At 69.5% G+C, this 12,535-nt stretch carries 12 protein-coding genes; 2 read left to right on the top strand and 10 right to left on the bottom strand.

The window, feature by feature from the left end:
* Positions 1–59: 59 nt before the first annotated feature.
* The gene (locus AB0E63_RS09860) at positions 60–419 is read left to right on the top strand and encodes a MerR family transcriptional regulator (RefSeq protein ID WP_360363734.1); all 360 of its coding nucleotides are present in this window, start codon (positions 60–62) and stop codon (positions 417–419) included.
* Here the strand turns inward: AB0E63_RS09860 and AB0E63_RS09865 are convergent.
* The 8 genes from AB0E63_RS09865 to AB0E63_RS09900 all read right to left on the bottom strand — a co-directional run bounded on the left by AB0E63_RS09865 (position 416) and on the right by AB0E63_RS09900 (position 7,653).
* Complete coding sequence (locus AB0E63_RS09865; protein WP_360363736.1) at positions 416–1,375, bottom strand: cation diffusion facilitator family transporter; 960 nt, start codon at positions 1,373–1,375, stop codon at positions 416–418. The two genes, AB0E63_RS09860 and AB0E63_RS09865, sit on opposite strands and share 4 nt — an antisense overlap.
* Before the next feature lie 23 nt (positions 1,376–1,398).
* Positions 1,399–2,565 carry a mannose-6-phosphate isomerase, class I gene (manA, locus tag AB0E63_RS09870; RefSeq protein WP_360363738.1) on the bottom strand — a complete coding sequence of 389 codons (1,167 nt, stop codon included), beginning with the start codon at positions 2,563–2,565 and terminating at the stop codon, positions 1,399–1,401.
* Positions 2,559–3,635, bottom strand: a complete 1,077-nt coding sequence (locus AB0E63_RS09875; RefSeq protein ID WP_360363740.1) for an SIS domain-containing protein — start codon at positions 3,633–3,635, stop codon at positions 2,559–2,561. The genes manA and AB0E63_RS09875 overlap by 7 nt, the downstream gene beginning before the upstream one ends.
* Positions 3,635–3,844, bottom strand: a complete 210-nt coding sequence (locus AB0E63_RS09880) for a Trm112 family protein (protein WP_360363742.1) — start codon at positions 3,842–3,844, stop codon at positions 3,635–3,637. Before AB0E63_RS09880 ends, AB0E63_RS09875 begins: the two co-directional genes overlap by 1 nt.
* Positions 3,845–5,230 (bottom strand): phosphomannomutase/phosphoglucomutase, encoded by a 1,386-nt coding sequence (locus AB0E63_RS09885; RefSeq protein WP_360363744.1) that lies wholly within the window; start codon positions 5,228–5,230, stop codon positions 3,845–3,847. It lies immediately after the preceding gene.
* Between the two features lie 37 nt (positions 5,231–5,267).
* Positions 5,268–6,011 carry a ThuA domain-containing protein gene (locus tag AB0E63_RS09890; protein WP_360363746.1) on the bottom strand — a complete coding sequence of 248 codons (744 nt, stop codon included), beginning with the start codon at positions 6,009–6,011 and terminating at the stop codon, positions 5,268–5,270.
* The gene (locus tag AB0E63_RS09895; RefSeq protein ID WP_360363748.1) at positions 6,004–7,092 is read right to left on the bottom strand and encodes a Gfo/Idh/MocA family oxidoreductase; all 1,089 of its coding nucleotides are present in this window, start codon (positions 7,090–7,092) and stop codon (positions 6,004–6,006) included. The genes AB0E63_RS09890 and AB0E63_RS09895 overlap by 8 nt, the downstream gene beginning before the upstream one ends.
* Positions 7,093–7,206: 114 nt before the next feature.
* Positions 7,207–7,653: a metallopeptidase family protein gene (locus AB0E63_RS09900; RefSeq protein ID WP_360363750.1), complete on the bottom strand. Its 447-nt coding sequence runs from the start codon at positions 7,651–7,653 to the stop codon at positions 7,207–7,209.
* 31 nt (positions 7,654–7,684) lie between these two features.
* On the opposite strand from AB0E63_RS09900, the gene AB0E63_RS09905 reads away from it, so the two are divergent.
* Positions 7,685–8,068: a DUF3499 domain-containing protein gene (locus tag AB0E63_RS09905; RefSeq protein WP_360363752.1), complete on the top strand. Its 384-nt coding sequence runs from the start codon at positions 7,685–7,687 to the stop codon at positions 8,066–8,068.
* Between the two features lie 6 nt (positions 8,069–8,074).
* Here the strand turns inward: AB0E63_RS09905 and AB0E63_RS09910 are convergent, their stop codons facing one another.
* Both AB0E63_RS09910 and AB0E63_RS09915 read right to left on the bottom strand, forming a co-directional pair.
* The gene (locus tag AB0E63_RS09910) at positions 8,075–9,553 is read right to left on the bottom strand and encodes a DUF5719 family protein (RefSeq protein WP_360363754.1); all 1,479 of its coding nucleotides are present in this window, start codon (positions 9,551–9,553) and stop codon (positions 8,075–8,077) included.
* Positions 9,550–12,462 carry a glycosyltransferase family 2 protein gene (locus tag AB0E63_RS09915; RefSeq protein WP_360363756.1) on the bottom strand — a complete coding sequence of 971 codons (2,913 nt, stop codon included), beginning with the start codon at positions 12,460–12,462 and terminating at the stop codon, positions 9,550–9,552. Before AB0E63_RS09915 ends, AB0E63_RS09910 begins: the two co-directional genes overlap by 4 nt.
* Between the last annotated feature and the right edge of the window lie 73 nt (positions 12,463–12,535).

Below are 12,535 nucleotides of genomic sequence, written 5' to 3' on the forward strand. Positions count from 1 at the left end.
AGCCGACCGGTTTGATCGCCGGGGGACCATTTTTGACACTGAAATGTCAAGATTGTCGTATGCGCATCACCGAGGCCGCCCGCCGACTGGGTACCACCCCGCGCATGCTGCGCTACCGGGAGGCTCTCGGCCTGCTCCCGCGCTCACGCGGCGCGCACACCGCCCAACGCCAGTACGACGACCGCGACCTGGCGGCCGTCCAGCTCGCACTGGACCTCGAACGCCGGTACGACGTGACGCCGGCAGCGCTGGCGTTCGCCCTCAAGGCGCTCGCGGAACCGTCCGTTGCGGCCGACATCCGCAACCTCGGCTACCGCACCGGCCGCCTCAGCGCGCCGCCCACCCAGTCCCAGATCGACCGCGACCGAGCCCTCCGCTGGCTCGGCCGCTCCGGCGTCCTCCCACCCAAACCGCGTTAGTGGGAGGGCGCCTCGGGGACCGCGGGGCGTTCGTCGGGGACGTGGTTCTCGTGGTAGACGTCGGGCTCGAGGTAGATGTGGACCGAGGTCGGCTCAGCCTCGCGGATGGCGCGTTCGGCCGCGTCGATGGTCTCGGCCACGACAGCCGCGTCGGTGGTCGGCTCGACCCCGACCTTCGCGGCGACGAGGACCTCCTCCGGGCCGAGGTGCAGGGTCTTGATGTGGATCAGCCGCTGCACGCCCGGGGTGTTCTCGATCGCGTCGACGATCTTCTGCTGCGCCTCGCGGGTCGCCGACTCACCGAGCAGCAGTGACTTCATCTCGATCGCGAGGAAGATCGCCACGCAGACCAGCAGCGCACCGATCGACATCGAGCCCAGGCCGTCGAACACACCGTTGCCGGTGGCAAGCGTCAGGCTGACTCCGATCAGCGCCAGCACCAGGCCGGTGAGGGCCGCGAAGTCCTCCAGCAGGATCACCGGCAGCTCCGGCGCCCGCGCGTTCCGGACGAACCTGGTCCAGGACACGTGTCCCCGCAGCTTGTTCGCCTCGATGATCGCAGTCCGGAACGACAACGACTCCATCACGATCGCGATCAGCAGGACGGCGATCGGGACCCACTTCCAGTTCTCGATCGGGTGCGGATCGTGCACCTTGTGCCAGCCCTCGTACAGCGCGAACAGACCACCCACGCTGAACAGCACGATCGCGACAATGAACGAGTAGACGTACCGTTCCCGGCCGAACCCGAACTGGTGCAGTTCGTCGGCTTCCCGCTTGGCCCGCTTGGCGCCGACCAGCAGCAGCACCTGGTTGCCGGCGTCGGCGAGCGAGTGGATCGCCTCGGCCAGCATCGAGGCCGACTGGGTCAGCGCCCAGGCGGCGAACTTGGTGACCGCGATCCCGGTGTTCGCCAGCAATGCCGCCACGACGGCCTTGTTACCGCCACCAGCCATGTCTCCAGGTCCTCCGTCGGGAATCAGCGCGCGGACACGACGAACGCCGTGCCGGAACCACGCAAGATACAGGGTCCCTCGGGTCCCGCGGCGAACGCGGACTGACCGGTGGACAACGTCACAGCGGATTCTTTGCCGAGAGCATCGATCGTCCCGGCGACGCAGCAGATGATCCGCGGTCCGACGCCGTCGACCGTCCGCTCGTCACCGTCCAGCTCCACCCGGTGGATGGCGAAGTATTCACAACCGGTCTCGTACGTCGCTACTCGATCAGCCACCGTTGTCGCGGTCAGCACCGGATCGGCCAGTGGCTCGAAGTCGACCACCGACACCAGCTCCGGTACGTCGATGTGCTTGCTCGTCAGCCCGCCCCGCAACACGTTGTCCGAGTTCGCCATCACCTCGAACCCGAGCCCCTGCAGATACGCGTGCACGTTCCCAGCCGGCAGATACACCGCCTCGAACCGCTCCAGCCGCACCCGGTTCAGCAACAGGGCGGCGAGTACGCCGGGGTCGTCCGGGAAGTCGGCGCACAGTTTCGCCAGCGACTCCCGCTCCAAACCGAACGCCTTGCCGGTGTACCGCGCCACGGCCTCGCCCAGCGCGGCGACCAGCGGCCGGATGGAGTCCCGGTCGGCGCTCATGAACTGCGTGAACGCGTCCTGCAACTTGCCGTTGCGGAGCAGATCCGTGAGCTCGTCGAAGCCCTCCGGTGCCAGTGCGTCCAGCAGGGCGACGGTGCTGTGCAGCGGCCGGAACCCGACCAGCGCGTTGAAGGGCTCGAGCGCGATCAGGATCTCCGGCTTCGGCCAGGCGTCCTTGTAGTTCCGGTCGGCCGCGTCCCGCGGGATCCCGGCGGCCTCGTCCCGTGCGTACCCGTCGATCGCCTGTTCCCGCGACGGGTGCGCCTGGATCGACAGCGGCTGCCCGGCCGCCAGCAACTTGGCCAGGAACGGGAACCGGCCCTCGAAACGCTCTGCCGTCTCCGCCCCCAGTACGTCGCTGGGCCCAGCGGACACCACGTCGTACAAGGAGTCACCGGACGGGAGCACCGACGGTGCGGACTCGTGCGCGCCCATCCACAGCTCGGCCTGAGGCTTGCCGTCCGGCTCCACGCCGATCAGCTCGGGGAGCGCGGTCAGCGATCCCCAGGCATAGTCCCGGATGGTGTTCTGCAGCCGCACTACCACGCTGGGTCCTCCGAGGGATTCCCTGGCTCGTCCGGGTCGATATCGGTCGCCGTACCGTAGCGGCCGAGGCCGATCCCCAGGTACGCGGCGGCATAGCGGCCGTGCTGGCTCAGAGCGGCGTACCGGGCGATGTCGGTGCCGTCGGCCTGCCTCACCACGTGCACCCGCACGTCGTGAGCCTCGGCCTTGGACTCCAGCTTGCGTCGGTGCTCGGCGACGCCTGGGTCGTCCACACCGTCGTCGAGGATGATCAGAGCCGGCCGCAGCTCCTCCGGCTTGTCGAACGGGTCTGCGAACAGATCCCGCGGCGGCTGGCTGAGCACCGGCAGCAGGTGGCCCGCGTCGGCAGCCAAAGCGGGCCGGCCACTCGCCAGCCGAATGGACTCGACCACACGCCGTGCGGCACGGGCTGCGAGGACAGAGCCGCCCCACACCAGCGGCAGTGCGTCGGCCAGCACCAGAGCCAGGTCCTTGGCCGGGTTGGACGCCACGTCGTTGTTGGGTGAGCACTCGATCGCGACCTCGTCCAGCTGCGCCGCGACCGCCTTGTGGTCCACCTCCGGACCGAGCTCCATCTGATGCAGGGCCTGCAGTACGGCGACAGCCGACGCCAACTGGTCGTCGGACTGGGACGGCAGCCGGATGGCGTGCCGCAGGCCGGCCGACGCGATCGCCACGGGTGAGTCCGCCGGAGTGGCCACCACCAGACCGCAGCCCCGCCGGACCGCTTCACCGGCGGCCGACACCGCCTCCGAGTCCTCGGTGGCGCCGCTCAGGATGACCACCAGGTCCAGCGGACCGGCCCACCCGGGCAGCCCCGGACCGGGCCAGGCGAGGAACGGAACCGGGCAGACCGGCTCCAGTACGGCGCGGACCAGCCGGGCATCCCGGCCGGCGGCCACGACGGCCCGCGGCCGGAAGCCGTCGGACTCCACCTTCGCCAGCGCTTCCTCGGCCGCCTCCAGCTCGGCCCGGACCCGCGCCCCGGCCATCGCGAGCCGGCGGAGCAGGTGGTCCGCCGCCCGCAGTGCGGCCAGATCATCCAGCCGCGTGTCGTCGAATTGGCTCATCAGTTGTCCGCGGTCTCAGACTGTTCTGCCCGGGTGTCCCGGGCCTCGTCGATCAGCAGCACCGGGATGTCGTCCCGGACCGGGTAGGCCAGGGCACAGGCGCTGTTGGTGCAGACCAGCTCGTTCGCCTCGTCGTCCACGCGGAACTCCGACCGGCACTTCGGGCAGACCAGGATGCTCAGCAGGTCCGGGTCCAGATTGACTGCCATTCAGTTCTCCTCCACCGATGCACCGGTGATCAGGGCCAGTACTTCATCGCGGACGCGCTCCATGGTGGCGCGGTCCGCGGCCTCGACGTTCAGCCGCAGCAGCGGTTCCGTGTTCGACGCACGGACGTTGAACCACCACTGTCCCGCCGACACGGTCAGACCGTCCAGATGGTCAACGGTAATCCCGTCCTGGCCGGCGTACATGTCTTCGATCGCGGCCACGGTCGCCGCGGCGTCCTCGACCTTGTTGTTCAGCTCGCCGGACGCGACGTACCGCTCGTACTCGGCGAACAGCTCGCTGGCCGGCCTGTCCTGCTCACCGAGCGCGGCCAGCACGTGCAGGGCGGCCAGCATGCCGGTGTCGGCCCGCCAGAAGTCCCGGAAGTAGTAGTGCGCGGAGTGCTCGCCGCCGAACACCGCGTCGGTCTCGGCCATCTTCTGCTTGATGTTGGAGTGCCCGACCCGGGTCCGCACCGGTGTGCCGCCGTGCTCGGTGATCAGCTCCGGCACCGCCTTCGAGGTGATCAAGTTGTGCAGGATGGTCGAGCCGGGGTGCTTGGCCAGCTCCCGGACGGCGACCGCCCCGGTGATCGCGCTCGGCGAGATCGGTTCGCCCTTCTCGTCCACCACGAAGCAGCGGTCGGCGTCGCCGTCGAAGGCCAGGCCCAGGTCGGCGCCGGCCTCGCGCACCTTGGCCTGCAGGTCGACCAGGTTCTTCGGGTCCAGCGGGTTGGCCTCGTGGTTCGGGAAGTTGCCGTCGAGCTCGAAGTACAGCGGGACGATCGTCACCGGTCCGGAAGCGAAGACGGCCGGGACGGTGTGGCCACCCATGCCGTTGCCCGCGTCGACCACGACCTTGAGCGGGCGGATCCCGCTCAGGTCGACCAGGTCGTGCAGGTGGTCGGCGTACGCGGTGAGCAGGTCCTTGTGGCGGACGTGGCCCGCCGCGGTGCCGGTCGCCGGGCCATCGACCAGGGCCTTGGCGACCAGGTCGGCGATGTCGCGCAGGCCCGAGTCGGAGCCGACCGGCGCGGCGCCCGCACGGCACATCTTGATGCCGTTGTACTTCGCCGGGTTGTGACTGGCGGTGAACATCGCGCCGGGCAGATCGAGCCGGCCGGACGCGAAGTACAGCAGGTCGGTGGAGGCCAGCCCGATGTCGATCACGTCCGCGCCGGTGCTGGTCACCCCCTCGGCGAACGCGGCCGCCAGCCCCGGGCTGGACGGTCGCATGTCGTAACCGACCACGACCGCCCCCGGGCCACCGAGAACGTCCAGGACCTCGACGAACGCGGCGCCGGTCGCCCGGGCCACCGATTCGTCCAACTGGTCCGGGACGACCCCACGTACGTCGTACGCCTTGAAGATCGCAGCAACGTCAACCATGCGTGGACCCTATCCGGCCCACGTCGAGATTCGTATCTCAGGCTCGGTCGAACCAGCCGATGTCCTTGCGGTGGTGCACGGTCGGCAGCTGCCGCGGGCTCGAAGGAGCCGCCCACTTGGCCGCGTTGGCGATGATCTGCTGGACCTCCGGCTGGTGGTAGGTCGGGAACTCCTGGTCACCCGGCCGGAAGTAGAAGACCCGGCCCTGGCCGCGGCGGTAGCAGCAGCCGGAGCGGAACACCTCGCCGCCGGTGAAGGAGCTGACGAACACCAGCTCGTCGGGCTGCGGGATGTCGAACAGCTCGCCGTACATCTCCTCGCGCTCGATCACCAGCGGGTGCGGGATGCCCTGCGCGATCGGGTGCCCGGCCGCGACCGTCCAGATCAGCTCGCGGTCGTTCTCGGCCCGCCAGTCCAGCGAACAGGTGGTGCCCATCAGGCGGATGAAGATCTTGCTGAAGTGCGCCGAGTGCAGCGCGATCAGGCCCATCCCGGACAGCACGTGCCGCTGCACCCGCTCGACGATCGCGTCGTCGACGTCGCCGTGCGCCGCGTGACCCCACCAGGTAAGTACGTCGGTGTCGGCGAGCACCTCCTCGGTCAGCCCGTGCTCCGGGTCCTGCAGCGTGGCGGTCCTGACGACGACGTCCTCGCCGAGCTTGGTCCGCAGCGCCGCCGCGATGGTGCCGTGCATGGTGTCGGGGTAGATCTTGCGCACGGACTCGTCGCGGCCCTCGTGCACGTTCTCGCCCCAGACGGTGACGCGAATCGGGTTAGTCATGCAGCACAACCTCTCGTCCCGCCTTCGCCGAGGCGTAGCAGGCGTCGATGACCTCGGTCCGGAGCAGCGCCTCGGACCCGTTCTGACCTTCCCAGTCGCCGCTGCGGACGATCCGGACGAACTCCCGCACCACGGCGCGGTGGCCGAGGCCGGCGCCGGTCGCGGGCTTCACCTCGGCCGGTACGCCGGCGACGTCGGTGAAGATGCGCAGCGTGTCGACCGTGGTGTAGTTCTGCACCTCGATCTTGGCGCCGCCCTCGGTGCCGAACAGCTCGATGCCGAAGTTGTCGCCCGGCGCGCGGAAGGTGGCCCAGCTGGTCTCCAGCTGCAGAGCCCCGCCGCCCTGCAGCCGCAGGTACGCCGTCGCCAGGTCCTCGACCTCGAACTTCGACCCGAGCGTGTCGACGGTCGGCCGCTCCGTGCTGCTCACGCTGCCCTTGCCGCGCGGACCGAGCTCGGCGAAGGTGTCCGCGGAGACCGTGGTCACCTGCGGCTCGCCCATCAGGTGCAGCGCGAGATCGAGGATGTGGACGCCGAGGTCGATCAGCGGCCCGCCACCGGACAGCTCGCGGTTGGTGAACCAGCCCCCCATGCCCGGGATGCCGTTGCGGCGCATCCAGTGCGCCTTCGCGTAGTAGATCCGGCCCAGCTGACCCTCGTCGATCTGGTGCTTCAGCGCCGCGACGTCACCACGCTCGCGGTGGTTGAAGACGACCTTGAGCACCCGGCCGGCCGCCTTGGAGGCCTCGACCATCGCGGTGCCTTCGGCGACCGTCCGGGCCAGCGGCTTCTCCGACAGCACGTGCAGGCCCTTCTCCAGCGCCTTCAGCGCGATCGGGGCGTGCAACTGCGTCGGCGTGCCGATGCTGACCGCTTCCAGGCCTTCGGTCTCGAGCAGGTCCTCCCACTTCTCGTAGAGATGCGGTACGCCGTGCTTCTCGCCCAGGCTGGTCAGGATGTCCTTCTCCAGCCCGGCCAGCGCGACCACCTCGACATCCGGCAGCTCGGAGAACGCCTCCAGGGCCGTCCGCCCGGCGAATCCCAGCCCGACAACTCCGACGCGCAGTTTTTGATCGTTCACACCGACGATCCTCTCGCATTGACAACGATGGTCACAAACCCCTTCCCACAGTACGAAACAGGTTCGAACACCAGTGGTGCGAGTGGTTTTGCCCGTCGGGCGTGTCGGCCGCGCTCAATCCTCGTCGGCGTCGAAGTCCGGGTCGATCTGCTCCGGGGAGAGCGCGAGTACGTCGGCCAGCTCGAGGACCAGCGCGGACCGGACCAGCCAAGCCAGGCCGGCCCCCGAGCGCTCGGCGCGCAGCTCGATCGGACGCCGGAACACCACGATCCGGTACGGCTCGTGCGACGTACCGCCGCTGGCGTGGGTGAGCGGGATCTCGGTCTCGTCGAGTTCCAGGTTCGGCACGTCCTCGATCGCGAACTCGACCCGGGCGACGACCTGCGGCAGCCGCTTCTCCAGCCGGGTCACCTCGATCGCGACCACCTCGTCGAACTGGGCCGCGGCGGCCCGCTGCAGCGGCAGACCCCGCGGCGCGAACCGGCTCGGCCGGCTGATCGGGCCGAGCATGCCGCGCCCGTGGCGGTCGATGTGCCTGCGATGACGGCGAGCCTCGGTCACGCGCTCAGCCTAGTGGGGGTAACGTCTGGTCGTGAGCATCGCCAGGATCTGTTCGCGCGCCGCCTGTCATAAACCGGCTGTGTCGACGCTCACCTATGTGTATGCGGACTCCACGTGTGTGCTCGGCCCACTGGCGACGTACGCCGAACCGCACTGTTACGACCTGTGTGCCGACCACGCCGACCGGCTGACGGCACCGAATGGCTGGGAAGTCATCCGGCTCGCTCCGGACCCGGCCGCGGCCGGACCGTCCTCGGACGACCTGGAAGCCCTGGCCAACGCGGTCCGCGAGGCCGCGCGGCCCCTGCCCCGCCGAGAGCCGGGCACCGGCACTCCCGGCGCACCGGTCGAGATCGCCCGCCGACGTCACCTGCGAATGCTCCAGGACCCCGGCGCGAACACCTCCGAAGGCTGACCTACCTCACCGCAGGGCTGCGGTGAGGTCCGGCTGAGCGCCCAGCTGAGCCCGGAACACCAGTGAGGTGTTGAGCGGCCAGGCAGCCACCTGAGCCACGTCGTCGTCGCCCGGCTTGGCCGCGGGCATCAGCGTGACGCCGGCCACGACCGTGCCCCGCGTCTGCTCGACCATCAGGTACGTCGCCCGCGGTTGCGCCGCGAACGAGATCGGAGTGGTCGCGCCACCGACGACATCGACGGCCCGTGTCTGCAGCACGCGTCCGGCCAGATCCCGCAGCTCGAGCTTCACGCTCCCGGTCTTCCCCGGTGCGGTCACCTGCAGGACAGCCGGCTGCTGGTGTGCGGGCAGAACCAGGTACGCCGGTCCCATCAGCGCCTCGGCCGACCCGATCGACGCGAAGTCCTCGCCACTCTTGTCCGAGATCCGCATCGACGCGGTGACAGGCTGGTCCGACGACAGGGTGATCGCACTGGCATCGCCGTTCAGCACCGTGTCCAGCTTGAACGTCTTCACCGACCCGGCCGCGATCTCCACGGTCTCCAGACCGGCCGGCTTGAACGGGCCGTTCGGCCCGTTCACGGTCAGGCTGGCGGTCGCCTGCAGGTCCGACGGGTTCGCCACCGACAGGAACCGCGTTCCCGCACCCGGCGCCGAGGCCGGCACGAACACCTTGGTCGCGGGCGGAGCCGACGCGTTCAGCCAGTCCACACCAGCCGGCTTGCCGTTCGTGGTCGGGTTGCTCCGCACCGCGGGTGCCACCCGTCCACCGGTCGACTCGACATGCAGGGCGACGTCCCGCAGGTTGGCCGCAATCTGGCCGAGGAACAGTTCGAACGTCCCTCGCGCCGGTACGACGATCCCCCGCGCGGCAGGCAGGTCCTGCGGACCACTCCGCGCGTACACGGTGACGTTGACCTCTGCGTTGATGCTGTCCAGGTTCGTCAGCACCAGCACGTCGCGCCGGTCGCTTGCTCCGGATGCACCGACGAACCAGAAATCCGAACCGGGCAGCTGGCACGGCACGCTGGCCATGCCGCGATTCACTCCCTCGGTGGAGGTCGTCGTACTCGTGCCGACAGTGCCGGCGGCCAGTGGTCCGGTGCCGTGGATCGTCAACGGCACCGGCTTGGTGGCCGGAGTGGTCGAGCCGATCTTGCCGCGCACGAGCAGCGAACCGACCGGATTGGCTGTGGCCGCCAGTGGGGTGATCGACAGCGGCGCATCGCTGCCCGACGCGGTCGGAGTGCCTTCCGGCAGTGTCGGGGACACCGCGTTCACAACGCTCGCGAGTTTGCCGCCGGCGGCGAGCACCGGGCAGGACAACGCCGTACGGTTCACGATCGTGGGTGCCGGCGCGGCAGCGTCCTGTGGTCGGGTGTTCGGCTCCTTGGGGTGGGTCACCACAGCAAGGCCGGCGATCACGGCCATCGCCAGCACACAAACTCCGAGCCGGATCCGCGGGTCCGACAGCAACCGGCTCACCGGTCCCTCCTCGCATGGGTGCCGTGCGGGACGGGGGCAGTACGGCGCACTGTCGGCAGGCAGAAGATCAGAGCGATGATCCAGCCGATGATGCCGAGCAGTCGCCACAGCGTGTGGGTCTGGTCCTGCAAGGGCGAACTGCCTTCCACCTTCGATCGGTCCACCAGCCATGACGCGTCGCCGTCGTTCGCACTGGCCCGGGTCAGACCGGGCAGCGAGTCGAGCGTCGACTGCAAGGTCGGATCAACCGGAGCGGGCAGGTAGACGTAGTCGACTGCCAGTCCGGCCAACTGCCGTCCCTCTTCACCCGTGCCACCGCCACCCAGGGTCGACAGCACCTCGGTGATCGGCTTGGTCTGCTCCGCCGTCGGCGCGGCCTCCAGCGCGCCCATCCGCGGGCCGCCGTCCTTCACCAGCGAGAACCGCATCTCGCCGCCCGGCTCCTTGCGGACAACAAGGATCGACTGGTTCCCGGGCGGGTCCTGTGCTGACATCAGGTACGCCGGCAGGTCCTGAGCAGGCCCGCGCCACAGCGGACCGTCCATCCCACGGACCAGCCAGAACCCGGCCGTCACGATCGTCGTCACCAGCACGATCCCGAGCATGCCCTGCACGATGATGTCGGTGGACCTACCGACCGAGTCCCAGGCGACCGTCACCGCGATGATCCAGCCGGCCGTCATCAGGAACATCAGCGGCCCACTGCCACCACCCAGCCGGCTCGCGACCAGCGTCCCGGCCAGGCCGGCCATTGCGGCGAACCACCCGAGCAACTCGTACCGCTGCCGAGACTGACGCAGCAAACTGAACAACGCCACCAGGATCAGCGGTACGGCGAACCACCATGGCGTCGGCCCACCTATCGGCGTACCCGTGAGCAGGTGCTGCAGGCTGTCGCCCGGACCGATCGCGGCAGTGGGCGGACCACCGGCCTCTTGCCCCAGGCGCGACGGGTGCAGCACCAACTGGATCGTCCACGGCAGCACGAGCAACAGACCCAGTACGACGGAGAACACCAACTGGCGACCTTGCCGGCGCCAGCCGAGGCCAAGCACCGCACCGAAGACCAGCAGGACGCTGATCAGCAGTCCCAGCGCCGGAGTGAAGGCGAAGAGCACGGCCTGGCAGATTCCGGCGAACCATGCGGCCCGCCAACTGCCCTGAATGACCACACGACGCCGCCGGGCGACGGTGTGCACGGCAGCACCGAGCAGCGGCAGCACGATTGCGGCCACACAGGTCCCGATCCTGCCTTGGCTGATAGCGCCGTTCGTGAACACGGCAAGCCCGTACGCCGCCGCGCCCCACGCCCGCGCCATCCGGTCCACGACGAACGAACGCAGCAACGCCCACGCGGCCAGAGCGGCGAGCGGGACGGCACCGAGTAACAGCAGGTTCGTCGCTCCACCCGGGCCGAACGTCACCGTCGAGAACGCCCAGAACTGCGCCAGCCAGGCAGGAGGCGTCACACCGGGAGGACCCGAAGCCGCGGCATGCCAGAGCGCACCAAGACTCTCGTGCGCCGGCAGCAAGAGGTGGGACCGCAGTGTGCCGCTACCGATCAGACTGCGGGCCGAGATCAACGCACCGATCGCCAGGAACACCCACGCGACCAGGAACGGGCGGCGGATCAGCTGACGACGCCAGCGCGGCTGATCGGTGGCGACCCGGGCGGTGGACTTGGCCCTGCGAGCGGTCGTGACGACCTGCTCCTCGGGCTCGTCCGCCCAGGCCTCGCGGATCCGCTCGGAGATCGTGCCGGTGGTCTCTTCCAGGTTGTGCCGCAGAGCGTGCACCGACCGGGAGAACAGTCCCTTGATGTCGTCGTACGGGACTTGGTCGAGGTGGCGGCGGCTCTTGCGGGCTTGGGTCCAGCCACCGGCCAGCAAGGTGCCGAGCAGGGCGGTCCACTCGTCGACCGCACCGGAGGGTGTCTTGCCGAGGAGGAACCAGATCGAGCGCAGCACAGTGCCGAGCAGGAAACGCAGGATCAGCAGTGGGAGCAGCTTGCCGGGCGCGTTCGCGAGCACGGTGTAGTACGCGTGCGCACGGTCGAGCTGATAGGCGTGCCGACGGGTGCCGGCCAGCGCGCGCTCGCCGGTCGCGGCGGCCTGGGCGTGGTAGATGACCGCATCCGGCGCGACGCCGACCTGGTAGCCGGCCCGGCTGGCGCGCCAGCCGAAGTCGATGTCGTCGCGGAACATCGGCAGCCGCGGGTCGAAGCCGTGCAGCGCCTCCCAGACGTCGCGGCGGACCAGCATGCCGGCCGAGCTGACCGCGAGGACGTTCCGCGGCTGGTCGTGCTGACCCTGGTCCAGCTCACCGTTCTCGATGCCGGTGTCGCGGCGGCCGCCGAGTGAGGTGGTGACGCCGACCTCGAGCAGTTCGCGGTCGCGCGGCCAGAGCCGCAGTTTCGGGCCCCAGACCCCGACATCCGGCGAGATGGTGGCCTGGAGCAACAATTTCTCGAGGACCTTGGGGGCCGGCGCGCAGTCGTCGTGCAGCAGCCACAACCACTCGACCACCGGCATCTGCGCGTCGTCGCCGTACGGGCCGTACGGCGACGGGATCGGCGCGAAGCCGACCGCCTCGATGCCGCGGGCGACCGCCGTACCGAAACCGGTCCGGGCGGACACGCTGACCACCGGCTCGACGCCGGGCATCGCGGCCAGCAGTTCGGCCGTCTCGTCGGTGGATCCGGTGTCGACCGCGATCAGCCGGTCCGGGCGTGGGTTGAGCGCCCACAGCGCCTCGGACAGCCGCGGCAGCCAGGCGGCACCTTCATGCCCGACCACCACCGCGGTGACGACGTGCCGAACCCGCGGGCGGCCCATCGGGTCGTCGATGTGATCGGTCGGGAAGTCGACAGAGTCGAAGAACTCCCAGCCGGCCGGAGCTTCTTGTTCCATACGGAGCTGTGACACCTCGATGGTTACGGACGGTCTGGGTCACCATACAGCCGTACGCCGAAGCCCAGAAAAG

Origin of the sequence: Kribbella sp. NPDC026596, assembly GCF_040638415.1 — a bacterium.
Classification (GTDB): domain Bacteria; phylum Actinomycetota; class Actinomycetes; order Propionibacteriales; family Kribbellaceae; genus Kribbella.

Bases quoted from the DNA above. Each gene is read 5' to 3' on its own strand.
- AB0E63_RS09860 (WP_360363734.1), top strand. From the start codon at position 60: ATGCGCATCACCGAGGCCGCCCGCCGACTGGGTACCACCCCGCGCATG.
- AB0E63_RS09865 (WP_360363736.1), bottom strand. From the start codon at position 1,375: ATGGCTGGTGGCGGTAACAAGGCCGTCGTGGCGGCATTGCTGGCGAAC.
- AB0E63_RS09875 (WP_360363740.1), bottom strand. From the start codon at position 3,635: ATGAGCCAATTCGACGACACGCGGCTGGATGATCTGGCCGCACTGCGG.
- AB0E63_RS09880 (WP_360363742.1), bottom strand. From the start codon at position 3,844: ATGGCAGTCAATCTGGACCCGGACCTGCTGAGCATCCTGGTCTGCCCG.
- AB0E63_RS09885 (WP_360363744.1), bottom strand. From the start codon at position 5,230: ATGGTTGACGTTGCTGCGATCTTCAAGGCGTACGACGTACGTGGGGTC.
- AB0E63_RS09890 (WP_360363746.1), bottom strand. From the start codon at position 6,011: ATGACTAACCCGATTCGCGTCACCGTCTGGGGCGAGAACGTGCACGAG.
- AB0E63_RS09915 (WP_360363756.1), bottom strand. From the start codon at position 12,462: ATGGAACAAGAAGCTCCGGCCGGCTGGGAGTTCTTCGACTCTGTCGAC.